Raw genomic sequence first — 23,230 nt, 5'->3', positions numbered from 1 at the left:
CCGGCCAGGACGATATCGGTAAAGACGCAGCCAGCGGTATTCATTCGAACGATGTTCAGCGCAATGCCTATACGGCAGGCGCGATCGCGCTGCATTGGATCATTGCAACGTTGATCTTCGGCGGCTTTGCGCTGGGTTGGATGATGACCCGGATTCCCGGCATCACCCCGGACAAGCTGCGCTTTTATTCATGGCACAAATGGATCGGTGTGACAGTGCTCGCGCTTGCCGTGCTGCGCGTTCTTTGGCGGCTGACCCATCGTGCACCACCGCTGCCGGACAGCATGCGCGTCTGGCAGCGTCGCGCGGCACATCTCGGGCACATCTTGCTTTACGTGCTGATGATTGCGATCCCGGTTTCCGGCTATCTCTACAGTTCCGCGTCCAACATACCTGTCGTCTACCTGGGCATCGTGCCGTTGCCGCCGATAATCGCTCCCGACCCGGAGCTCAAGGTTTGGCTCAAAAGCATTCACATCACGCTCGACTACGGACTGCTGGTGCTCGTCATAGGGCACGTGGCGGTCGCGGTCAAACATCATTGGTTAGACGGCGATGGTTTGCTCTATCGCATGCTGCCTTTCCTCAAGTAACGAAGGATTTCCGATGAAGACATCGCTTTACTACTGCATGGCGGCTGCGTTCGTGGCTGCGTCGTTCGTCGAGTCGGGTCATGCGCTCGCCGAGGTCGACCTGGCAAAAAGCTCGATCACCGCGATCTCGAAGCAAATGAATGTGCCAGTCGAAGGCGTCTTCAAGAAGTTCAGCGCGCATATCAGCTTCGATCCGGCCAAGCCGGCCGAAGGCACAGCGCAACTGACGGTCGACGTTGGCAGCTATGACCTCGGCGACGCGAGTTACGACAGTCAGGTCATCGGAAAAGTGTGGTTCGACGCCAAGACGTATCCGACGGCAACGTTCGTCTCGAGTTCGATTGCCGCTGTCGGCGGCAATCGCTACAACGTGACCGGCAAGCTCACGATCAAGGGGAAAACTGAGAGCGTCGTGGTGCCCGTGACACTCACGCAGCGCGACAACATGCAAAGCCTGGACGGCACGTTACCGATCAAGCGCTTGCATTTCGGCATCGGCACGGGCGAGTGGCGGGATACCTCGATCGTTGCCGACGACGTGGCGATCAAATTTCATATCGTTGCAACGAAGTTTTGACAGAGATTCACCTGAAACCAGGAGGAGACAATGAGCAAACGAAACCTTTGCATCGCGGCCGGCCTGATTGCTGCGTCGCTTTCGGCGACCGCATTCGCCACCACTTACCAGCTCGATCCGACGCACACCTATCCCAGCTTCGCCGTCGATCACTTTGGCGGCGTGTCCATCTGGCGCGGAAAGTTTACGAAGTCGAGCGGTTCCGTGACGCTCGATTTCGCGAAGAAGACCGGCGGGGTGGAAGTATCGATCGATCCGGCTTCGATCGATACCGGTAGCGCACAGCTTGACGAAAACCTGCGGGGAAAGGACGGGTTCGATATCAAGCAATTTCCGAATGCGACTTACAAGGGCACTCGAATCGAATTCGATGGCGACAAGCCTGCCGAGGTGATTGGCGCGCTGACGCTGCACGGCGTCACGCTTCCGCTCAATCTGAAGATCGAATCGTTCAAGTGCGTCATGAACCCCTTCTTCAAGCGCGAGGTGTGTGGCGTCGAGGCGAGCGGGCGGTTCAATCGTGCCGACTTCGGAATTGATATCGGGAAAAAGTTGGGGTTTAACATGCTCACAAAATTGCACATTCAGGCCGAAGGCATCAAGCAGGAATAGTGCGGTAACGCGCCTGATTGCAGCCTGTTTTTCGCTCGCCAGCCAGCATTGCGCTGCTGGTCGAGTCGACGGACGGTATGCCCGCCGTCAGCGCAATCCCAACCGCTCGATCGTCGCCTCTGGCGCAAGCAATTCGACGGTCGTTCGCCTTTCACTCAGCCCACGCTTCACCTGACGCGCTTGCCGAGCGGGCTTTTTGTCTTGTAGCTCACACCGTGCCGCTCGAGATACTCGCGGATCAGCTGTCGCACGACTTGCGACGACGTCAGATCTTGCGCCGCGCAGAGCATTTCAAACGCCTCTTTCTTGGCGGGATCGATCAGGATGGTCAGGCGTGCGGTTTTCGTTTCCATCGCGAGGAAGAGTCTGCCAACTATGTTAATGCAATTATAATGCGTCAGCCCTCGATCGCACGACGGAATGGATTTTCGGTGCGGAGGCGCTGGGTCGCGACGGGCGGTGCAGGCGCTTCAAGCGGGATCGGCCACCGACAGCGCGTTGACCCAATGCGAGTCGCCTTACGTCATACGGAATCAATGCCTGTGGTTAAGGCCATAGAGATACGTCAGCACGTCATCGACTATAGGCACGATTGCGAGCGTGGCGAGCGCCGCGGCGAGCGGACCCGTTGACACATAGCCAACGTGCTTGAAGCGATTGCACCGACCAAGCCTCCGACGAAGAACGACGCCAGCATTGTCCGGTGAATCCCGAGCTTCGCGCGGTTTGCGATCACTGCGTGCGCGTCCACATCGACGTTCGACCGATTCCAGTAAAAAAACTTGCCCAGCTCGATACCGAGGTCGGCCGTAATGCCGGTCATATAGCACTGCGCTGGCATAGGCTCTTCATCTATTCGCCCGGAAAGGGGGCAAGGACGTAGCGGTCGGCGCAGAACTCAGCGACGAGGCGAGCCGCTGCGGTGTGCGCCGGCTTTCGGCGCATGAGGTTCGCATGATAACGTCATTATCATGCCTTGTTATCCGGATTGGTCTTTCGATGTCATAATGCGAACGGGATCTCGCCGTTGAATCCGCAGCTATCCATCCACCTCGTCCAACGCGAGCGTACTGGAGACATTCCGGATGGCACCTGTGCCTGTCGTCAATCTCGTCCTGCTCGACGTCGCCGCCTGGCTCGTGGTCGGTACGCTGGGCCTCGGGGTTCTGCATCGCACGCGGCTCGTGGCGCACGGGCTGTTTCCGCTCGGCGCGCTGGGCGGTTTGCTGCTGAGCGCGGCGGGGCTCGCGGGCATCTTCGCTGAGCCCTCCACGGCGGTGCTGCCGATCGGGTTACCCGGTCTGCCATTTCATCTGCGCGTCGATCGGTTGTCCGGCTATTTCCTGTTCGTACTCGGCATCGTCAGCACGGGGATCGGGGCTTTCTCAGCCGGCTATTTTCGCAAGGGCGAAGGGGCGGCGCCCGGGCTCATCTGCTTCGAGTACCACGTTTGCATCTCGAGCATCGCATTGGTGCTCGTCGCGGACGATGCGTACGTGTTCATGGTCGCCTGGGAAACGCTGACGCTGTCGGCGACCTTCCTCGTTATGACCAACCACCGGATCGGCGAGATCCGCCGTGCAGCCTACCTGTATTTCCTGATTTCTCACATCGGCGCGCTCGCGCTGTTGCTCTGTTTCGGCATTCTGCAGGCCCGCACCGGCGACTACACGTTCGCCAACCTGCGCGCGCAGTCGCTCGACGCGTTCTGGGCGTCGCTCGCGTTCTTGTTCGCACTTGTCGGATTTGGTGCGAAGGCGGGTATCTTCCCATTGCACGTGTGGCTGCCGGAAGCTCATCCCGCCGCGCCGTCGCCCGTGTCGGCCCTTCTCAGCGGATTTGTGTTGAAAGTCGGCCTGTACGGCCTGCTGCGCATCGTGTTCGACCTGCTGCACGTGCAGATCGCGTGGTGGGGCGTGCTGCTGCTCGTGCTCGGCGTCGGCACCGCGCTGCTCGGTGTCGTGTTCAGCACGATACAGACCGACATGAAGCGCCTGCTCGCATATTCGTCGATCGACAACGTCGGCTTGATGATCGTCGCGCTCGGACTCGCCGTGTTGTTTCGCGCGTACGGGATGACGAGCCTCTGCGCGCTCGCACTGACCGCGATGCTTTATCAGATCGTCGCGCATGCGGCGTTCAAGAGTTTGCTGTTCCTGGGCACGGGCGCAGTGCTCCACGCAACGGGCGAGCGCAACCTCGGCAAGCTCGGCGGGCTGATTCGCTTCATGCCTTGGACGGCGTGGGCGGTGCTCGCGGGCGTAGCGGCGAGCGCGGGCTTGCCGCCGCTGAGTGGTTTCGTCGCGGAGTGGCTGCTGCTGCAGAGCTTTCTGTTCGCACCGGATTTGCCGGATTCGATGCTCGCCATGACGGTGCCGATAGTGGCCGCGTTGATTGCCATGACCGCCGCGTTGGCCGGCTACACCATGGTCAAATTCTTCGGCATCGTGTTCCTCGGGCAACCGCGAGAGGTAGCACTGAACCGCGCGCGCGATGCGAACGCGTGGGAACGGCTTGGGTTCTGCTGGTTCGCGATCGCCAGCGTAGTGCTTGGACTGATGCCCGCGCAGTTCGTCAGGTTGTTGGACCGGGTCACGCGTACCCTGGTGGGCAGCGGCATCGGCGCCACCAATCATGGCTGGCTTCTGTTCGTTCCGGTTTCGACGGCACGTGCGAGCTACATGCCTGCCGTATTCATGCTGTTCTTCATGGCGTGCTGCGCTCTTGCGTGGATGCTGGTGCGGCGCCTGTACCACGGCCGCCTGCGGCGCGCCGCGCCATGGAGTTGCGGCTTCCCATTCACGAACGCGCGAATGCAGGATACGGCCGAAGGGTTCGGGCAGCCGATCCGCGAGATCTTTGCACCGCTACTGCGCATCGAACGGCAATTGCCGTCCCCGTTCGACACACAGCCGAGCTACCGGGTGTCGGTCACCGATCGCACCTGGTCTGCGCTCTACGAGCGTATTGCCGCGCTCACGCAACGTGTCGCCGATTGGGCAAGCCGCTTGCAGACCGGCAAGATCGCCGTCTATCTGACCTACAGTTTCGTTGTGCTGATTCTGTTGTTGATGGTGGTAAGACGATGGTAACCCTGTCCGGCGTGATATCGCAGACCCTCGAAATCGTCGTCGCGCTTGCTGCCGCGCCGTTGCTCACCGGTTGGGTCAACCAATGCCGCGCGTGGCTGCAGAACCGGCACGCGCCAGCCATCTGGCAGCCGTACCGGATGCTCCACAAGCTGTTCAATAAGGAATCGGTCATCGCGTACGGCGCGAGCCCGATCTTTCGCGGCGCACCCTACGTCGTCTGGGCCGCGATGACACTTGCGTGCGCGATCGTGCCGACGCTGTCCACTGAGTTGCCGCTGGCGCCCGCCGCGGACGCGATCGCGCTGGTCGGCCTGTTCGCACTTGCGCGCTTTGCGCTGTCGCTCGCGGCGATGGACGTCGGCACTGCGTTCGGCACACTGGGCGCCCGTCGCGAAATGCTGATCGGCTTCCTCGCTGAGCCGGCGCTGCTGATGGTTCTGCTCTCTGCGTCGCTGATTACGCAGTCGACGCTGCTGACGGGCATCGTCGCGACGCTGGGTCGCAGCGAGCTCGTGATCTACCCGAGCCTGGCCTTCGCCGGCATCGCGTTTACGATGGTGTCGCTCGCCGAAAACGCGCGATTACCTGTCGACAATCCGACCACCCACCTCGAGTTGACGATGATCCACGAGGCGCTGATCCTCGAATACTCGGGACGACACCTTGCATTGATGGAGTGGGCGGCCAGCCTCAAGCTATTCGCCTATTCGTGCATCGGCCTCGCGTTGTTCATGCCGTGGGGCATCGCCGATGCGGGCAATCCGCTCGCGCTTCTCCTGGCGGTGCCGGCGCTCTTCGTCAAGCTGATGGTGGGCGGCGCTGCGCTCGCCGTGGTCGAGACCGCCAACGCCAAGATGCGGATCTTCCGGGTGCCGGAGTTCCTCGCGTCCGCCTTTCTGCTGGCGGTGATCGGCATGCTCGTCCACTTGCTGCTGGGAGCGTGAATGCACGGCTACGCGACGCAACTCATCAATTTCCTCGCGGCGGTGCTGCTGATGCTCTCGTTCGCGATGCTAAGCCAGCGCCGAATCCTGTCGCTGATCCACCTCTACACGCTGCAGGGCGTCGCGCTCGTGTCGGCAAACCTGATTCTCGGCTTCGTGACGCGCGATGCGCACCTGTATGTCTCTGCGGGGCTGACGCTGGTGCTGAAGGTCGGGCTGATTCCGTGGATCCTGTATCGGCTTGTGCGCAGGCTCAACGTCCGGGCTGACGTCGAGCCGCTCATCAATATCCCGACGACGCTGCTGATCGGCATCGTGCTCGTCATCATTGCGTTCAACGTCGCGTCGCCGATCAGCCAGCTTGCGACCTCGGTCGCGCGCGGCACGCTCGGCATCGCGCTCGCGTGCGTGCTGCTGTCGTTCATGGCCATGATCACGCGCGCGAAGGCCGTTCCGCAAGTGATCGGCTTTCTGTCGATGGAAAACGGGCTATTCTTCGCGGCCACGGCCGCCACTAACGGCATGCCGATGATCGTCGAGCTCGGTATCGGGCTCGACGTGCTGATCGGCATCCTGATTCTGGGCGTGTTCATGTTCCAGATTCGCGAGCAGTTCGACAGCCTGGACATCCATCATCTGGAGAGACTCAAAGATGAATGACGCTCAGGTCGTGCTCGCCGTGCTGGGCATGCCGCTCGCGGGCGCCTCATGCCTCGCGTGTGTGCGGGCGAGCCGCCTCGCGCGCAGCCTGAACATCGGCTTTTGCCTCCTGACGTTCGCGGCGACGCTCGCGCTCGCCGCGCGCACCGTCGAACAGGGGCCATCGTTCGCATTTGGGCGGGCATTCTTCGTCGATCCGCTCAATGTCTATCTGGTTGCGCTGACCGCGTTCGTCGGGTGGACGACATCGCTGTTCTCCGGGCCGTATATGCAAGTGGAGGAAGCCCGCGGCCGGATGACGGCCCCGCGAATGCGGCTCTATCACAGCATGTACCAGCTTTTCATATTCGCGATGCTGCTCGCGCTCTTGACCAACAACCTTGGCGTGCTATGGGTGGCGATGGAGGCCGCAACGCTCGCGACGGTGCTGCTCGTGAGCGTCTACCGAACTGCCGCCAGTCTCGAGGCGGCGTGGAAGTACTTCATCTTGTGCGGCGTCGGCATTGCCCAGGCGCTGTTCGGCACGATCTTGCTGTACCTCGCCGCGAGCCGGCAGCTGACCGACGGTGACGCGCTGCTGTGGACGAGCCTTGCCGCGATCAAAACGCACCTGGACCCGACGATCATGTCGATCGCCTTCGTGTTTCTGCTCGTCGGCTACGGCACGAAAGTCGGGCTTGTACCGATGCATAGCTGGCTGCCGGACGCGCACGCCGAAGGGCCGACGCCGATTTCGGCGGTACTGTCCGGCCTGCTGCTTAACGTCGCGCTGTATGCGGTGCTGCGCTGTAAGGTGCTCGCCGACGGCGCGCTCGGCAATGGCTTGCCGGGGCGATTGCTCATCGGGTTCGGGCTCGTGTCGGTGCTGATCGCTTCGTTCTCGCTGTTCCGGCAAAAGGACGTCAAGCGCCTGTTTTCGTATTCGTCAATTGAACACATGGGGCTGATGACGTTCGCTTTCGGCCTCGGCGGCCCGGTCGCGACGTTCGCTGGACTGCTCCACATGACGGTTCACTCTCTGATCAAGTCGGCGATCTTCTTCGCGGTGGGCCATGCTGCACAGAAGGCAGGCACGCAAGCGATCGATGCCATTCGCGGGCTGCTGCAAGTCAGTCCGACGGTTGGCTGGGGGATGATGCTCGGCACGCTCGCGATTCTCGGCTTGCCACCATTCGGCGTCTTCGCAAGCGAATTCTTGATTCTGACGACCGCAATGAACACGCTGCCGTGGGCCGCGCCGTTCTTGCTGCTCGGGCTCGCCGTCGCATTCGCGGCGATCTTCGCACGCGTGCAGGGGATGGTGTTTGGCGGAACGACAACGGCGGTGTCGCTCGAGCACCGGCCGGCGCTGTTACCGGTGTTCGTGCACCTGGGGCTGGGTCTTATGCTTGGCCTTTACGTGCCACCTTACTTGGCGATGTGGTATCGCCAGGCCGCAACTATGCTGCTGGGGTAGAAGATGCGACTCGACTTGACGCGAATCGATGGATCGACCCGCCTTATGGACGGCGAGGGCCACATTCCCTCAATCGTCGTCGAGGTCGACGAGCGGCGGTGGTACGAGATCGCGCGCATTGCGCACTCGCAGCAGAGTCGGCTCATCGCGATGTGGGGCGGCGAAGCGCCCGAAAGCGTATTTTCGGTAAACGCAGCCTATGAATGCGAGGACGGCGTGCTGTGGACACGCCTCACGACGGGGCCCACACCGCAAGCAGACGGTGACTACCCCGATCTCGCCCGTCTGTTTCCCTGTGCAACGCGTATGCAGCGTGCGATCTTCGATCTGAGCGGCTTGCGCGCCCGCGGCGCCTGCGACACGCGCCCGTGGCTCAATCATGGAAACTGGCCCGGCGACTATTTTCCGCTGCGCAAGGAGGTGCTGGGCAATGAACGATTCGAGTCGCACGAGGCGAATTATTCGTTCGTGCCGGTGGCCGGCGATGGCGTTCACGAGATCGCGGTCGGGCCCATTCACGCCGGCACTATCGAGCCGGGGCACTTTCGGTTCTCGGTCGTCGGCGAGAAGGTGCTGCGCCTCGAAGAGCGTTTCGGATACCTGCATCGCGGCGTCGAGCGGTTGTTCGAGCGGACGCGGGCATCGGACGGCCACCGCGTCGCTGGCAGGATCGCGGGCGACTCGACGGTGGCGTTCTCGTGGGCCTTCTGCATGGCGCTCGAACAGGCGTGCGATGCGGTATTGCCGAAGCGCTCCTTTTATCTGCGGGCACTCCTGCTCGAGCGGGAGCGTATTGCCAATCACCTCGGCGACCTCGGTGCGCTCGGCAACGACGCAGGGTTCGGGTTCGGACTCGCCCAGTTCTCGCGGCTCAAGGAGGACTGGATACGAACGAACGCCTGCGCCTTCGGGCATCGATACCTGATGGATCGGATCGTGCCGGGCGGGGTGGCAGTGGACATTGATCCCGCGGATGCGGTCGTCCTGGCCGCACAGTGCGAACGCATCGATCACGAGGTGCACGTGATGCGCAAGGTCTACGAGGATCAGTCTGGACTGCAGGATCGGTTTCTCGGCGCCGGCCGGCTAACCTCTGACGTCGTCAAACACTTTGGCGTACGAGGGATGGCTGCCCGTGCCAGCGGACAGACGTTCGATGTACGAGCGAACATGCGGCCGGCGCCGTACGACACCGTGCGCGTTGATCCGACGAGCGACGAACGTGGCGACGTTGCGGCGAGGGTCGCTGTGCGCTTTGCCGAAATCGACGAGTCTCTGCGCGTGATGCGCGCGCTGCTGGCCGGTCTTCCGGACGGTCCGATCTCCGTGGACGTGACGCCCGCAACGGCCGCTGCCAGGGGCGTAGGCTGGGTGGAAGGCTGGCGCGGAGACGTGTTTGTCGCGCTCGAGATCGAACCGGGCGACGTAATCGCGCGCTGCCATTGTCACGATCCGTCCTGGCAAAACTGGCCGGCGCTCGAGCACGCGATCATCGGCAACATCGTTCCCGATTTCCCGTTGATCAACAAATCGTTCAATCTGAACTATGCGGGGCACGATCTCTGATGTGGCAACTCATCCGGCAATTCGCGCGCACCGATTTTCCCGACGAACCTGTGCCGGCGGTCGAAGACGCCTGGCACGGAAAGGAGCGTCAGTTCCGTCAGGACATTTTGGATCTGCTCGGCCGGGCATTGTGTATCCGGCAGATCGACGCCGGCTCGTGCAACGGCTGCGAACTGGAGATCCACGCGCTGAACAACCCGTACTACAACATTGAAGGGCTGGGGATTAAATTCGTCGCAAGCCCTCGACATGCAGATATGCTGCTCGTGACGGGACCCGTAACGCTGAACATGCGGGCAGCCGTGCTTGCCGCGTACGAGGCGACACCGGCGCCGAAGCTCGTCGTGGCTGCCGGCGAGTGCGCATGCACGGGCGGCATTTTCGTCGACAGTTACGCCGTGTGCGGACCCGTGTCGTCAATCCTGCCCGTAGACGTGACGATCCCAGGATGCCCGCCTCCGCCTGCAGATTTGCTGCGGGGCATCCTAACGGCCTGCAAAACGCGTCGAAGCTGAGTCGAATTTGCGTGAAGATACATTTTTTCGACGCATGTGCAACATGCGAAGCCGCTGCCCATCGGGATTCGGATCATCCATGCTGACGACCACCGCAGAGCAACAATTGTTCGTAATGACCAATCCTAGTGTTTCATGACCCCGATCAAATTTGTTTTTCGCTATACAGCGATTCCATTCATGGCAATCATGACGGTTGTCATCTGGGTAGCCGTGCCGTCGTCGAAGGAAATCGATGCGAGGCAGTATGCAGCATTGTCACACGCATACGCGGGCTTTCCATTGACATTTCGACGCGAGATCGCCGATCGAATGAAGCACGGCATGATCACCGATTGGGCGTATCAGTCGCTCGTTCGGGAGTCACTGGTCAACGGTGTCGCCCTTGATTGGCCGGCGGCCGGCGTGGCTGACGTGGCAGTTGAACGGCAGAAGCTGGCCGCCGACGTTCAAGCTGACTCCGATCTCGCTCCGCATTGAACGTGACGGCCCATTGGTTGCCGCGGCCTTCGTTATGGGGCTGTAGCTTGGTCGCTCGCACCCGTTGTTGAGCGTGGTACCCGAGGCCGCAGACAGCATTCAGGTCAGCAGACAGGACAATCGCTTATGGCTACGCAGGTTGACGTCGTCGTGATCGGCGGCGGGCAGGCAGGGCTCGCTACCTCATACTTCCTGCGCCGCGCGGCGATCGACTATGTTGTCTTGGATGACCAAAGCGCGCCCGGAGGCGCATGGCGGCATACATGGGACTCGCTGCACCTGTTCTCGCCGGCGCAGTGGAGTTCACTGCCGGGCTGGCTCATGCCCGCGTCGCAGGACGAGTACCCATCGCGCAATGAGGTCATCGAATATCTGACGAAGTATGAGGAACGCTATCAGTTTCCGGTCCTTCGCCCGGTACACGTCCTATCGGTCTCGCGGCTCACGAAAGGGCTGCTCGTCACGACCGATCGCGGAGAATGGTCAGCCAAGGCAGTCGTTAGCGCGACGGGTACCTGGAGCGCGCCCTACATCCCCGCATATCCCGGATGTGAGGTCTTTCGCGGTCGTCAGATGCATTCGGCGCAGTATCGCAGCCCTAACGAGTTCCAAGGACAGCAAGTGCTGGTGGTCGGCGGCGGCAACTCGGGCGCACAGATCTTGGCGGAGGTATCCAAGGAGTGCAAGGCTACCTGGGTGACGTTGCACGAACCGGTGTTTCTTCCGGACGACGTCGATGGTCAAGTGCTGTTCGAACGCGCGACGGCCAGATGGAAGGCCCTGCGTGACGGGCTAACGCCGGCTGTTCCGGTAGGCGGTTTGGGCGACATCGTCATGGTGCCGCCCGTACGGGAGGCGCGTAACCGAGGTGTTTTGAATGCGCGGCGCCCGTTTAGCCGCTTCGACGCAGACGGCGTCGTGTGGGATGACGGTGTCCATTCGCGTGTGGACGCCGTGATCTGGTGTACGGGATTCCGCCCCGCGCTCGACTTCCTGCGCCCGCTGCAACTCCGAGACGTCGACGGCGTGCCGAGGACCGATGGGACACGGGCAAGAGAGGAGCCTCGCTTGTGGTTTGTCGGCTACGGCGAATGGTGCGGCGCCGCGTCGGCAACCCTGATCGGTGTGATGCGCGGTGCCCGTGACACGGCGCAGGAAATCGCGCAATTTCTTCTTTCACCTGAGTCTGGCGAACTGAGCCATGCACTCGACTGACACTCGTCTCGGCCTGCGCGAAAACCTCCCACGGTTCTCGCTTTTGGTCGCGGACGGCGCGGCGAGGAACTGATCCGCGCCAGCGACGGTATAGCAACTGCGGGGCAAAGGCGGCAGCGAGGCCGATTACCTGTCGAACGTCGAACCCGGGGCTCTGCCGCTGCCCCTTTCGCGCTCAGCCGCTGAACACGGCTTTCGCCAACATCCCCAGCGACACGCAGATCAGCACGCCCGCGAAGCCGATTTGTACGCGCCGAGCGGAAAGATGATGCGAAGCGAAGCGCCCCACGATCATGCCGGCCGCCGTGGTGATGCTGAACAAGAGCGTCAGCACGACGGGCGGAGACACGCCCGCGTGTATTGTCGAGACGATTCCCCCGCTGCCGACCAACGCGATCACCATGAGGGAAGTGGCGACGATGCCATGCATCGAGACGTCCGTGAGCTTGCGTAGCATCGGCACGATGACGAAGCCGCCGCCCACGCCCAGCAGGCCAGTCATCAGCCCCGTCAGTGCGCCTGTTCCCGCCAGCGCGGCGCCCGTTGACCAGTTCCACGACAAGCGTCCCGTGTCGGGGTCCATCCGCCCGACGCACAATGGCGACGTCGTTTCGCCCGAGGCTTTGCGGCCCATTGCCTGGTTCAGAAGTCGAAACGCGACGAGCAGCATCACGCCCGCAAAGCACTCGATCAGAAATCGTTGCGGCAGTTCGTGTGCGAGATGGGCGCCGAGCGCCGTTACCGGCACGCCGGTGATCGTCATCAATAACGCGGCGCGATAGCGCACCAGGCCACGCCTGAACGCTTCGATCGCGCCAATGGCAGCACTCCCGGCCACCGCGATCAGCGCGACGGGGGACGCCTGCTGCATAGGCCAACCCATTCCCACGACGAGAGCCGGCACGGCCAGAATGCCGCCGCCGGCGCCGGTCAAACCGAGCACGGCGCCGACAAGGGCGCCCAGTATTAGTGAAGTCAACATGATTCGGTAAGAAAGAATCGGCCGCGGAGCCGGCTATGCGCCAAGGCTACGCGGCAACGGCAGGATCGGAAGGGTGCCAGCGTTAGCCGACGATCTCGGGTTTCGCGAGCCATTCGCGGCCCCTGAGCATCGCGCGCCAATAGACCATGGGCAATATCCGCTCCTTCAGCAGCCACGCCAATCTCGAAGGGCGCTTTCCATCGATGAGCCATTCGGGAAATGACGGCGCGAGTTTGCCCCCATACAAGAATTCGGCAAGCACGATCTTGCCCCGTGCAACCGTGAGGGGGCATGACCCGTAACCGTCATACGCGGCGAGCCCTTGCGCCTTCCCCAGGCTGGCCAACACGTTGTGCGCGACGACGGGGGCTTGCTTGCGCGCAGCCGCTGCGGTTTTCGCGTTCGGTGCATTGATGACGTCGCCCAGCGCGAAAACGTCGGGGAACGTCTTGTGGCGCAGCGTGCTCGGGTCGACGTCGACCCAACCGGTTTGATCGGCCAATGGACTGACGCGGATAAAGTCAGGCGCCTTTTGCGGCGGCACGACATGGATCATGTCGAATTCGCGGGTAATCGATTCGAATGTGCCGTCTTGCAATGCGCGGCGAAAGGTGGCGCGCTTGTTCGGGCCATCGATCTGCGCGAGGTTGTACCCGAAGTTCAGATCGATGTTGTATCGTTCGACGTGCTCCATTAACGCTGGGACATAGTCTGCGACTCCGAACAAGACGGCCCCGGCGTTGTACATCTGAACGTCGATGTCCTGCAATCGCCCCGTTCTCAGCCAGTGGTCCGATGACAGGTACATGGCCTTTTGCGGAGCGCCGGCGCACTTGATGGGCATCGCCGGTTGCGTGAAGAGCGCACGGCCTTGCTTCATATTGCGCACGAGCGACCACGTATACGGCGCGAGATCATAGCGATAGTTGGAAGTGACGCCGTTGCGGCCGAGCGTTTCCGGCAGCCCTGCGATCGCCCCCCAGTCGAGCTTGAGACCGGGGCACACGATGAGTCTTTGATATTTGACGACACGGCATCCCTCGAGAATCACCGCGTGATCGTCGGGCTCGAATGCGGCGACGCCCGCTTTGATCCAGTGAACGTTTCGCGGCAGGACGGCCGCCATCTGGCGCGCGGTCGTCTGCGGCTGGAAGATGCCGCCGCCCACCATCGTCCAGCCGGGCTGATAGTAGTGCGTGTCGGCGGGATCGATCACGGCGATGTCGAGAAGTTTGTCACGCGCCAGCAGACTCGCCGCGGTGGCGAGACCAGCGGCGCCCGCTCCAACGATGACGATGTCATGGCTTGCCGTCGAGACTTGCAGCGGCGCCTTGCCGCCGTTGACAATACGGCGGGTCATGCCGCGTAAATCGTAGCCGGCGAGTTGCGCGACACTGAGAATCTCGGGCAGGGGTGTCGAGGATGCCTTGGAAAGGCCCCAAAGTGTCGCTGACCGCATGCCGGTACGACAGTAGGCAAGCACTGGCTTGCCGAGTTTCTGCGTAAGGTCGGCGAACGCAACGTAGTGATCGTCGCGTATCGCGCCCGACTCGATCGGGAGGTAATGCGCCGCTATGCCGTACTCGAGCGCCGCCGCCTCGATTTCCGCGAACGTCGGTTGATCGGCGCCTTCCCCGTCGGGGCGATTGCAGATGATGGCGCGATATCCCGCGGCGCGAATGGCCGGCATATCCGCCACGGTAATCTGCGGCGACACTGACAACGTGTCCGTCAACCTCTTGAACTCCATGCTGCTGTCTCCAAAGAATTCGTCCATCGATGCTGTGCTCAAAGCGCGTTCAGCGGAATCTTGATGTACGAGATGCCGTTGTCCTCGGCTTCCGGCAGTCGGCCGGCCCGCATGTTCACTTGTACCGATGGCAGCATCAGTTGCGGCACATCGAGCGTCGCATCCCGTGCGGTGCGCATGGCGACGAACGTTTCTTCGCTGGTTCCGTCGCACACGTGCAGATTGCGCTCGCGTTGCTGCGCGACGGTGCTGATGAATTGCACCTCGCGCCCGCCTGGCTGATAGTCGTGGCACATGTACAGTCTGGTTTCCGCGGGCATGCTCAGCAGATGCTTGATCGAGCGAAACAGTGTCCTCGCATCTCCGCCCGGGAAGTCGCAGCGTGCCGTCCCATAGTCCGGCATGAAAAGCGTGTCGCCACGAAAGCCGCGCTTTCTCGACCGTCGCTGACCACATAGGTCATGCATGCGGGGGTATGGCCAGGCGTGTGAATCGCACGCACACTGAGGCTGCCGATCTCAAACAGCTCACCATCGGCGAGCAATTTGTCGAATGGCTTCTCGTCGCTCGCGCAATCGAGCCCCATGTTGAACAGCTTGCCGAAGACCTGTTGGACTTCGATTACCTTGGCGCCGATTGCGATTCGTCCGCCGGTCTGTTGCTTCAGGTAGGGCGCGGCCGAGAGGTGATCGGCATGAACATGCGTCTCGAGCAGCCAGGTTACCCGGGCTCCAAGTTCGCGAACCCGGGCAATCAGCTTGTCGGCGTGTGCCGTGCTGGTGCGACCGGACTTTGGATCGAAATCCAGCACGCTGTCGATCAGAGCGCAGTCGCTTGTGTCCGCGTCCACGACCAAATAGCTGATGGTGAAGGTTCCGGATCGAAGAAGCCCTCGATGACCATGGGGCCCGTATTGTTCATCATGTTTCCTTGATATCGGTCATTGACGGCGGGCTTATACAAGTCTCGTGCCATCAGCCGTCCCCGTGCGGGTGGGTCCGGCAACGCCCTGATTTCACTGCGTTTACCGTTTCGACGCGGCCATGGCTCTCGTCGATTGGGATGCGGCCAGCCGTGTCACCGCCGGGGATTGGCAGTTTCTGGCAGTGACGTGGCAGTGGTTTTGCCGGATTGGCAGAGGTGGGGCGGCCCGCTATAGTGGCGCTCTGTTTTTGGATGCAGTCGCGCATGAAATCACGCATTCCCCCCAGCGGTTCCGAGCTATCGGCGATCATTTGGGCCGAGCAGCAGGCACCAGACATTGGCGCGCTCGTCTCGTACCTCGAGCATGACCCGCAGCCCATGATGGTGCTCGATCCACAGTATCGAATCCTCGCCGCGAATACCGCTTACCAGCGTCAGTTCGGTGTGGTCGGCCACCCGTACATCGGTCACACGTGCTACCAGATCTCGCACCACTACGACGTGCCGTGTGATCAAGCGGGCGAGCACTGCCCCATGAAGCGTGCACGAGAACTGCATGGTCCCGATCGCGTGCTTCACATTCATCACACGCCGCGTGGCCCCGAGCACGTCGATGTCGAGTTGCGTCCGATCTACGACTCGACAAATGCCGTCATCGCCTATGTTGAGCGGTTGGTCACGGTGCGCAGTGCGTCGGCCAAACCAAGCGCCGACGGGCTTGTCGGGCGATCGCCAGCGTTTAACGCCGCTATTTCAGCGCTCGAGCGCGTCGCGCCTTCGAAGTTGCCGGTGCTGTTGCTCGGCGAATCAGGAACCGGAAAGGAGCTTTTTGCGACTGCCTTGCACGAGGCAAGTCCGCGCGCGCAGAGTCCGCTGGTCGTTGTCGATTGTTCGGGCATTACAGAGTCGTTGTTCGAAAGCGAGTTCTTCGGCTATGAGAAGGGGGCGTTCACGGGAGCGATGACGAGAAAGCCGGGCCTTGTCGAAACGGCGCAAGGCGGTACGCTGTTTTTGGATGAAATCGGCGACGTGCCTTTGTCCATGCAAGTCAAACTTCTGCGTCTGATCGAGACAGGCACGTTTCGCCGTGTTGGCGGAACGGAAGCACTGCATGCCGACTTTCGCCTCGTTGCGGCCACGCACAAGCCTTTGCTCGACATGGCGCGTGAGGGGCGATTCCGGGAAGACCTCTACTATCGGATCAGTGCATTCCCCATTCAGTTGCCGCCACTGCGCGAACGGCGCGGTGATATCGCGCTGCTTGTCGATTCGATGCTCCAGCGCATCGGTAATGCAGGCGATGCGTCCGGCCGCGCGCCGAATGAGAAGTTTGTGATCACTCCGGATGCGCTTGAGAGACTGGAAAACTATGCGTGGCCCGGCAATATCCGGGAATTACGCAACGTGCTTGAGCGCGCTTGCCTGCTGTCCGATAACGGCGTGATTCGCGTGGCGCATTTGCCTGACAACGTGCAGCGAGGTGCGGCGTTATCGGGGGGCTTGATCGAGCGCCCGACATCTGCGCATGCCGCGCCGGCGCCGTCAGACGACGAATTGGCGACCTTCGTGAAGACCTTCTCCGGGACGCGCAAGGAACTTGCATCGCATTTCGGATGGAGCGAGCGCACGCTCTACCGCCGTCTCAAGGGGCTTGGCCTGAGCTAGCGCCGTCGTTCCCTGTGGGGGTGCTTTGCGATGGAGATGAGACCTATCTGATCTGAAATGTATCTGTGGGTAGGGTTGCGGGTAGGTCACGCTTGCCGGGGGCACATCGACTATTTGTGCTTGAGCGTCTGAAAACCCGCGAACGCGAAAGTCGTGAGTTTCGCCGCGGCATCCTCGTCCGAATCGGCCGACACGTCGGGCAGCGTGAGCGTCGCGCGGCTTGCGCTCACCGTCGGGTCGGGCCTGCCGCCGCGCGTGCGTCTCGGGCTCGGCGGCGGGACTGTGTCGAAAGCGTCTTGTGACGCAGCCCGGATGGCCGTAAGCGAATCCTTCAAGTGTTCCCGGCCAACGCCGACGCGGCGGGCATAGCGGCCGCGCTCGGTATCGCTGTCGTAGCCGTCGTCCGTGCCGCGCGACGTGTCCGGCGGCTCGATCGCTGCGTTTCCTCCCACCCATCTGGCGCCCGTCAAGGTGCCTGAGGCCCGTATTTGGTCCGGCGTCGCAGTGCCCGTCAGCGCGGTGTGAATCGCCAAGGCGGCGGCCACGAATGGGTCGGTCTGCGTTGCCAGGGTCGGTCCGAAATCGTGAAATATCTGATGAGCGCCGGACTGGCCCGACGTCATTTCAGGCGAGAATTCGCCGGTGTGGCCGATGACCTCGCCGCTGCCGTTGACGAGCGGCGCGAGCGCCGTCGAGATGCGCGCCGTTGCTGCAACGCTCACGGCCACCGGGTTGCCCGATAGTACGTCTCGCTTGGACGTGGACGATATCTCGTGCCGCCCCCGGCCGATATTGGGCGGCAATTCCGACGAGTGGGCCGAATCGTCCCTGAATTGCTTGGCGGTTGTTTTTCCACCCGAGCCCATTGCAAGCACTGAGGACTTGATGGGGCCTGTGTGATTGAACGCAGAGAGTCGCCCGCCGCGGCTTGCAACGTCGGCGTCTCGCGCTCGTTTGCCCAGGACCGAACTCGCATCCGGAAAGTCTTGGCCCGAACCGCTTGCCTTTTTTTTGCCGGCGGATTTCGGATCGTCCTGCTTTTTAGCTGATTTCGGCAACATGAATCGGTTTCAATGATTTTTTTGGATACTTTGCACGACGCCAAGCACCTGTTTCGGGGGCGGCTGCTTCTGGCCTATGCGCACCGCCTCGTGAAGTGTCATACATCCGCGCAATGGCTTCAGTGAACGTGCGCCGCGGCCAAGATCGCTTCGGACACCGCAAAAGCAATGTGTGTGCCATTTGAATCAGGGCGACCAACCCATCGATTCGACGTTGATTTCTTATTTTGCTATCGATGCTGGGTCGATTTATACCCATCCGCTTCAGCGAAGGCGCCGTCCAGACGCTTTTCCAGCGTTGCAAGGCATCATGGAATCAGGGGATTTCAGGATTTCACTGAGTGGGTGTTTTTCGACCTATCGTGAGTTTTTGCGTGCCCGCTTCCCCACGAGGTATCGTGATCCGGCCGCGTTATGTAGCGCGAAATTGGGCGGCGGTTATGCATCTGTAAGGGTTTGCAATCGGTATTTCACGGATATTTTTCAGATACAGCTTTTCACGTCAGAAGATTGAAATTAGGATTATGCCCGCGTAGGACGCTTTGGTGCCGTGTGTCGCACGTCACCGTCCGGGGAGCGCCCGATGTCGACGGCCATTCGCCGTCGAGTTTCGCCCGTTTTATGTTGCACCGCCGTACCGCTCGACCATAAACAGATCTGCCGCGACGTTGCAATTGCGTCGCCAAGGGTCAAAGACCAGCTTCGGAGTGCGTATGAACCAGTTCGCCCGTCTCAACATGATCGGCTCGTCTCCCGCCATGGATGCGGTTAGACGGCAGATCGAAAAAATCGCGAGCGTCGACGTGCCGGTGACCGTGCTGGGCGACACGGGGACAGGCAAAGAGCTCGCGGTGCGGGCGATTCACTATCTCGGCCGCCGTCATCAGGCGCCGTTCGTTCCCGTCAACTGCGGCGCTTTGCCCGAAGCGCTCGTCGAAAGCGAACTGTTCGGTCACGAGCGCGGCGCATTCACCGATGCCAAGTTCGACAGCGCCGGGCTGATCGGCGAAGCGGACGGCGGCACGCTATTTCTCGACGAAGTCGACGCATTGAGCCTCAAAGCACAAGCGGCGCTGCTGCGGTTCTTGCAAGACGGCACCTATCGTCGCGTCGGCGGCACGAAGATCCGGCACGCGAATGTGCGCGTCGTCGTGGCGACCAACGCCGATCTGCATGCGCTTGCCGACACGCGGCAGTTCCGGCGCGATCTGCTTTATCGGCTCGATGTCGTCACGCTGCGCATTCCACCTTTACGTGAGCGTGGAGGCGACGCGATCGAGTTGGCCGAAGCGTTTCTCGAACGGTTGCGTTCGCGGTATTCAAAGCATGAGATGCGCTTTGATAGCCAGTCGCTCGTGCATTTGCGCGAACATCGGTGGCCCGGCAACGTGCGTGAGCTCGAGAATGCCGTGCATCGGGCGTTCTTGCTGGCCGATGATGGTTTTCTTCGGCTCGGCGAGCCGGCGCAAGCTGCCGATCCGCAGGCCGACGCGCTCTCGGGCGCTCGTCCGTTCAAGACCGAGCGCGCCGCGGCCATCGCAAGTTTCGAGGTCGGTTATCTGCGGCGCCTGTTGGTCGAGGCGAACGGCAACCTCTCGCAAGCGGCGCGGCTGGCGGGCGAAGAGCGCAGCGCCTTCGGCAAACTCGTGCGCAAACATGGATTAGCGCGCGACCGCTCGGATTAAGCGACGCGCGGCCATTGAGGTAAGCTCACAGCTTTACATTTCCTTGACGGCGGGTGTGCACCATGAACGACGAGCTGATTGAACGCGTCGCCGCCCATATTGCGCGCTATCTCGAGCGCAATCCCGCCGCCGCCGACACGGTTGAAGGCGTGCATGCTTTTTGGATCGGCGCGCAGTGCGCGCAGGAATCTCTCGATGTCACTCAGGCGGCGCTTGAGTACCTGCTCGAACAAGGCGCGATCATGAACGTGCCGGTCGGCAACCGCATGTTGTGGCGGGCGATACGGCAGAGCGATCGAGCAGGCCCGTGACAGGGTGCGCGAAGCGGTATCCGAAGGTTTCGCGGTGCCGCGGCGTGATGAGGTGAGAGAGCGCGACCATCAGCGGCCGAAGCGGCCTTGGAGGCGATGAGGGGTTTGCCAGCCCGCTTCGCCGTAACTGTCGACGAAGCAAATCCTGACCTCGGCCATGCCCGGGCTCGTGAAGTAAAGCCATACATCGGCGACTTGCTTGTCTTTCGTGATGAACCAGAGCGCGTCTCCACGCGCGAGGCCCCAACTGGATACGCGATGCACGAGCAGGTCCGCCGTGCCGCGTTCGGACAAATTGACCCTGACATGGGCTTCTCCCATGCTTGGTGTTTGGTAAATGCGCGCCATGTGATGTGCCACCTCGCGTAGAGTGAAATCATGCGAAAAGATAAGCCATTCAAGGCTCCGACGATGCGTCTGCGCGGTGATGCCCATCGCGTCGAGATGATCGTTCCCAACGGCTCAACGCGCCCGGTGCTCGGAACACGCGATCCGGGGGACGAAGACAGGCGCGCCGCCACCATTGAGCAGGCCGGCGGGGCCGGACGCTCCCCGCGTCAGCAGCCGCTCGCGTCGATCGAACTCCCCTTGCCGCGGCGCGCACAAACGATACTGACGCATCGCCTGCCGCGCGCCGTGCAGGATTGTCTCGACGGCGGCGGCTCGAGTCCGTCGCACACGCGCAATGACGACAGCGCGAAGTCCGGCAGCCAGCCTTTGATCGTGCCGGACCCGACGATCGATTCGTGACGGCTTGCATCTTCAAGCGCCGAGATCTTCGGGGACATGGACGGAGCAGGAGAGCGGGGCCGCCCAATGCGCCCATCTCATCGAGGTTGCCGCCTTATTTTTTCAGCACCGGATACGGCGCGTGCGGCTGGTTCAGAACGGTGCTCAGCGCTCTCGTATTGCGGGTCGAGTCCTCCGGCTGCATGACCGGAACCATGGGAGAGTCGAGATCCGGCACCGTCTTTCCTCGTCTAACCACTACGCCGAACACGGTCGTATCCGGCAGCTTCTTCGTCGGCTGAATCATTCGAGTCTTCATTTCGATCGCGGCTGTCGAATGACCTGTCCCCCGGTAGTTGATGGCCATTTCATTGTGGATGTCGGTTTGCTCGGCGCCGTGCGCGTTCATGAACGATTGATAGCGCGTCGCGTTTTCGCGCAGCTTGAAGTCGGAACCCGGGTCATTCGATTTCATGGAGGGCTTGCCGCGTCGCTCGGTCGTGGTGCCGATCTTCATGACCATCGAACTGAGGTCGATGTTGTCCAACAAGTGCGGATGCGTGACTTCTGAACGCAATACTTCGTTCGCCGTCTTGAGTGCGGGACTTGCGGTGGCATGCTGCGCGCGCCGGTTCAATGCGTCCATGGCGACATAGTGATGCTCGGGCAGCAGGGCCGTGACCATGCCCGGGCCATCGCCGGACCAGAGCGATTCCTCGTGCGTATCGTCGCGTCCGAGCACCGTGGAAGGCGCCGACGTGAAAGGATCGGGGGATACGCCAAGCTGAAAATCGCGCTGCGCCTGCCGCAGCGCGACGGCGTCGCGGCTCGTCGTCAGGCTGGAAAATCCGCTGGTGTAGGAGCCCGTGCCGCCGACCACCACACTGCTGGCGGTCGAGCTTTGAGGCCATGACCGGTAGGCCAGGCGGCCCTCGCTGCGGGCGGCGCCCAGCGAGTCGTTCGCATCGAAATGATGAATGTCTTGTCTCAACTGCGTCGCGAACTGCACCGCCTGGTCGTCGCTCATGGAATGGATGTCCATGTCCATGCGTTGATACGCGCGCGTGTGCGGCGACGGGATATCGAGTTCGTCGACGATGACGCGTCCGCGGTTGCCGGTGAGCACGCCGTTTTTGATTTTGAATGGGTTCGACATCTTGCCCTCTCATGGTGGAAAATGGCGCGCGCGAAGCGGCGCGCAATTGCGTTGCCGCTTCGCGGGCGTCACTGATGCTGCTTCATCTTGTCCATGGCCCGATGCGTACTGCTGCGCAAGTTCTCCGTGGTATTGCCGTCGAGCGTCAGGTCGACGCCGGCCACGATCTCGGGATAGGTGTGCGTTTGCGTGGCCGTCGGCAGCGGGGTCGTCATCTTTTGAAACTGATTTTCGCTCTGATGTTTGCTGATCAAGGTTCTGACGTTTTCCATCGGCACGCCGCGCCTCATCCAGTTGAATGCCAGGTCGTGCAGCACGTCGCGATGCGTCTTGGCGGACTTGAACTCCACCTCGGGCATCATTTTGCTCAAGGCGTCCGTCGTGAAGTTGTAGGATCGGATAACGTCGGAGGCGGAGCCCGAGGTGCCGGTCATGACCGGCAAGCCCAGGCTCTCGCGCATCTGCGTGCCGGGATCTTGCGACAAGTCCATGCCGTAGCGGCTCGTGGTCGGATGCGACGGTTTGTTGTTCAACGGATCGATCGGCCGCGTCGCCTGCATTCTCGGATTGTCTTTTGCGTACTTGCTGGTCTTGTCGAGCACGTGGTGCCCGACGATGGTCGCCTCGACGCCCAATGCCGACTGCTCGACCGTGAGCGGGCCTCTTTTGCCGTGCACGATCATGTCGGTCAAGCTGTCGTAGGCCGGACCCATGCCTTGCGCACGCTCGGTTGTCATGCGCGTGACCTCTTTCGAGAGCGCGGTGTCGGCGCCCTCGTGCATGCTCTCTCTCATTTGGTCGGCGCGATCGGCAAGCAAACGGCGCTCGTTATGGACCATGTGGCTGCTCATTTGGAAATGCGGGCTTTCATGGTTCCATAGGGCCGCGCGCGTGTTATCCAAGATCGTGTTTTCGGCCCCGCCCCACATCTGATGCGCGAAGGCGCGTTTCTGCAGCGTTTCCATATCGGCGTGCTGCATGTTCATGTGCGTTTTCGTCAGATAGTCCGAAACGGCCGTGCGCTGCGTTGTATTCAGGTCGGAAGAGATATGCGAAGGCAAGACGGGATCGGTGCCGATCCAATGGCCTGTGATAGGTCTCGGTGCATTCGGATTCTCGTTGCTGTTTGCGTTGTCGTCCTGAGCCTTTTGACCGGTCCGGTAGCGATGCGCAAGCAGCATGGCGCCGCCGAACGCGAGCGCGGTGCCGGCCAGGATCAGCTTCGGGTTGTTTTTGAAGAAATATGACATCGTGATC

At 61.7% G+C, this 23,230-nt stretch carries 22 protein-coding genes and 2 pseudogenes; 15 read left to right on the top strand and 9 right to left on the bottom strand.

Translation table 11 applies throughout. From position 1 onward, the window contains the following. Positions 1 to 38: 38 nt before the first annotated feature. Genes C0Z19_RS11855 through C0Z19_RS11845 form a run of 3 tightly spaced genes read left to right on the top strand, consistent with a single transcriptional unit; the run spans position 39 to position 1,782 of the window. Positions 39 to 593: a cytochrome b gene (locus tag C0Z19_RS11855; RefSeq protein WP_425330245.1), complete on the top strand. Its 555-nt coding sequence runs from the start codon at positions 39 to 41 to the stop codon at positions 591 to 593. 13 nt (positions 594 to 606) lie between these two features. Further along, positions 607 to 1,170 carry a YceI family protein gene (locus C0Z19_RS11850; protein WP_102610007.1) on the top strand — a complete coding sequence of 188 codons (564 nt, stop codon included), beginning with the start codon at positions 607 to 609 and terminating at the stop codon, positions 1,168 to 1,170. Between the two features lie 30 nt (positions 1,171 to 1,200). Beyond that, complete coding sequence (locus tag C0Z19_RS11845; protein WP_102610006.1) at positions 1,201 to 1,782, top strand: YceI family protein; 582 nt, start codon at positions 1,201 to 1,203, stop codon at positions 1,780 to 1,782. 167 nt (positions 1,783 to 1,949) lie between these two features. On the opposite strand, the gene C0Z19_RS11840 is transcribed toward C0Z19_RS11845, so the two are convergent. Then, a complete protein-coding gene (locus C0Z19_RS11840; protein WP_102610005.1) occupies positions 1,950 to 2,135 on the bottom strand; it encodes a ribbon-helix-helix protein in 186 nt (61 codons plus the stop codon). Between the two features lie 180 nt (positions 2,136 to 2,315). Continuing rightward, positions 2,316 to 2,608 (bottom strand): annotated as a pseudogene (locus C0Z19_RS11835) (DUF1275 family protein); the annotation flags it as partial. A gap of 259 nt (positions 2,609 to 2,867) precedes the next feature. Here C0Z19_RS11835 and hyfB point away from each other — a divergent pair. The 8 genes from hyfB to C0Z19_RS11795 all read left to right on the top strand — a co-directional run bounded on the left by hyfB (position 2,868) and on the right by C0Z19_RS11795 (position 11,710). Further along, a complete protein-coding gene (gene hyfB / locus C0Z19_RS11830) occupies positions 2,868 to 4,874 on the top strand; it encodes a hydrogenase 4 subunit B (protein ID WP_102610004.1) in 2,007 nt (668 codons plus the stop codon). Beyond that, the gene (locus tag C0Z19_RS11825) at positions 4,868 to 5,818 is read left to right on the top strand and encodes a respiratory chain complex I subunit 1 family protein (protein WP_102610003.1); all 951 of its coding nucleotides are present in this window, start codon (positions 4,868 to 4,870) and stop codon (positions 5,816 to 5,818) included. Before hyfB ends, C0Z19_RS11825 begins: the two co-directional genes overlap by 7 nt. Further along, entirely contained in the window at positions 5,819 to 6,478 is a 660-nt protein-coding gene (locus tag C0Z19_RS11820) for a formate hydrogenlyase (protein WP_102610002.1), read from the top strand. Next, positions 6,471 to 7,934, top strand: a complete 1,464-nt coding sequence (locus C0Z19_RS11815; protein ID WP_102610001.1) for a hydrogenase 4 subunit F — start codon at positions 6,471 to 6,473, stop codon at positions 7,932 to 7,934. The genes C0Z19_RS11820 and C0Z19_RS11815 overlap by 8 nt, the downstream gene beginning before the upstream one ends. Positions 7,935 to 7,937: 3 nt before the next feature. Next, the gene (locus C0Z19_RS11810) at positions 7,938 to 9,500 is read left to right on the top strand and encodes a hydrogenase large subunit (protein WP_102610000.1); all 1,563 of its coding nucleotides are present in this window, start codon (positions 7,938 to 7,940) and stop codon (positions 9,498 to 9,500) included. After that, complete coding sequence (locus tag C0Z19_RS11805) at positions 9,500 to 10,015, top strand: NADH-quinone oxidoreductase subunit B family protein (protein WP_102609999.1); 516 nt, start codon at positions 9,500 to 9,502, stop codon at positions 10,013 to 10,015. Before C0Z19_RS11810 ends, C0Z19_RS11805 begins: the two co-directional genes overlap by 1 nt. 135 nt (positions 10,016 to 10,150) lie before the next feature. Further along, positions 10,151 to 10,495, top strand: coding sequence for a hypothetical protein (locus tag C0Z19_RS11800; RefSeq protein ID WP_102609998.1), 345 nt, complete (start codon positions 10,151 to 10,153; stop codon positions 10,493 to 10,495). Between the two features lie 126 nt (positions 10,496 to 10,621). Then, positions 10,622 to 11,710, top strand: a complete 1,089-nt coding sequence (locus C0Z19_RS11795) for an ArsO family NAD(P)H-dependent flavin-containing monooxygenase (RefSeq protein ID WP_102609997.1) — start codon at positions 10,622 to 10,624, stop codon at positions 11,708 to 11,710. Between the two features lie 175 nt (positions 11,711 to 11,885). On the opposite strand, the gene C0Z19_RS11790 is transcribed toward C0Z19_RS11795, so the two are convergent. The 3 genes and pseudogenes from C0Z19_RS11790 to C0Z19_RS11780 all read right to left on the bottom strand — a co-directional run bounded on the left by C0Z19_RS11790 (position 11,886) and on the right by C0Z19_RS11780 (position 15,363). Then, positions 11,886 to 12,692, bottom strand: coding sequence for a sulfite exporter TauE/SafE family protein (locus C0Z19_RS11790; protein WP_102609996.1), 807 nt, complete (start codon positions 12,690 to 12,692; stop codon positions 11,886 to 11,888). An 82-nt stretch (positions 12,693 to 12,774) separates the two neighbouring features. Next, positions 12,775 to 14,442, bottom strand: coding sequence for a bifunctional protein tyrosine phosphatase family protein/NAD(P)/FAD-dependent oxidoreductase (locus C0Z19_RS11785; protein ID WP_102609995.1), 1,668 nt, complete (start codon positions 14,440 to 14,442; stop codon positions 12,775 to 12,777). 38 nt (positions 14,443 to 14,480) lie between these two features. Beyond that, positions 14,481 to 15,363, bottom strand: a pseudogene (locus C0Z19_RS11780) (MBL fold metallo-hydrolase). Between the two features lie 267 nt (positions 15,364 to 15,630). Between C0Z19_RS11780 and C0Z19_RS11775 the strand changes: the two are divergent. Continuing rightward, complete coding sequence (locus tag C0Z19_RS11775) at positions 15,631 to 17,031, top strand: sigma-54 interaction domain-containing protein (protein ID WP_175083945.1); 1,401 nt, start codon at positions 15,631 to 15,633, stop codon at positions 17,029 to 17,031. 110 nt (positions 17,032 to 17,141) lie between these two features. Here the strand turns inward: C0Z19_RS11775 and C0Z19_RS11770 are convergent, their stop codons facing one another. Further along, the gene (locus tag C0Z19_RS11770; RefSeq protein WP_102609994.1) at positions 17,142 to 18,092 is read right to left on the bottom strand and encodes a hypothetical protein; all 951 of its coding nucleotides are present in this window, start codon (positions 18,090 to 18,092) and stop codon (positions 17,142 to 17,144) included. Between the two features lie 713 nt (positions 18,093 to 18,805). Between C0Z19_RS11770 and C0Z19_RS11765 the strand changes: the two genes are divergently transcribed. Both C0Z19_RS11765 and C0Z19_RS11760 read left to right on the top strand, forming a co-directional pair. Further along, on the top strand, positions 18,806 to 19,777 hold the full coding sequence (locus C0Z19_RS11765; RefSeq protein ID WP_102609993.1) for a sigma 54-interacting transcriptional regulator: 972 nt from the start codon (positions 18,806 to 18,808) through the stop codon (positions 19,775 to 19,777). A gap of 62 nt (positions 19,778 to 19,839) precedes the next feature. Continuing rightward, complete coding sequence (locus tag C0Z19_RS11760; RefSeq protein WP_102609992.1) at positions 19,840 to 20,088, top strand: hypothetical protein; 249 nt, start codon at positions 19,840 to 19,842, stop codon at positions 20,086 to 20,088. 69 nt (positions 20,089 to 20,157) lie between these two features. Here C0Z19_RS11760 and C0Z19_RS11755 read toward each other — a convergent pair whose 3' ends face one another. Next, positions 20,158 to 20,436: a 7(1) septoil knot domain-containing protein gene (locus C0Z19_RS11755; protein ID WP_102609991.1), complete on the bottom strand. Its 279-nt coding sequence runs from the start codon at positions 20,434 to 20,436 to the stop codon at positions 20,158 to 20,160. A 30-nt stretch (positions 20,437 to 20,466) separates the two neighbouring features. Between C0Z19_RS11755 and C0Z19_RS11750 the strand changes: the two genes are divergently transcribed. After that, positions 20,467 to 20,838, top strand: coding sequence for a hypothetical protein (locus tag C0Z19_RS11750; protein WP_102609990.1), 372 nt, complete (start codon positions 20,467 to 20,469; stop codon positions 20,836 to 20,838). 94 nt (positions 20,839 to 20,932) lie between these two features. On the opposite strand, the gene C0Z19_RS11745 is transcribed toward C0Z19_RS11750, so the two are convergent. Together C0Z19_RS11745 and C0Z19_RS11740 are read right to left on the bottom strand one after the other, a co-directional pair. Next, positions 20,933 to 21,973, bottom strand: a complete 1,041-nt coding sequence (locus C0Z19_RS11745; protein WP_102609989.1) for a hypothetical protein — start codon at positions 21,971 to 21,973, stop codon at positions 20,933 to 20,935. Positions 21,974 to 22,041: 68 nt separating this feature from the next. After that, entirely contained in the window at positions 22,042 to 23,223 is a 1,182-nt protein-coding gene (locus C0Z19_RS11740; protein ID WP_146012044.1) for a hypothetical protein, read from the bottom strand. Between the last annotated feature and the right edge of the window lie 7 nt (positions 23,224 to 23,230).

The organism is Trinickia soli (assembly GCF_002879855.1).
Lineage (GTDB): Bacteria > Pseudomonadota > Gammaproteobacteria > Burkholderiales > Burkholderiaceae > Trinickia > Trinickia soli.
Note: the sequence above shows the minus strand (reverse complement) of the source record. Positions and strands in the feature narration are given on the sequence as shown.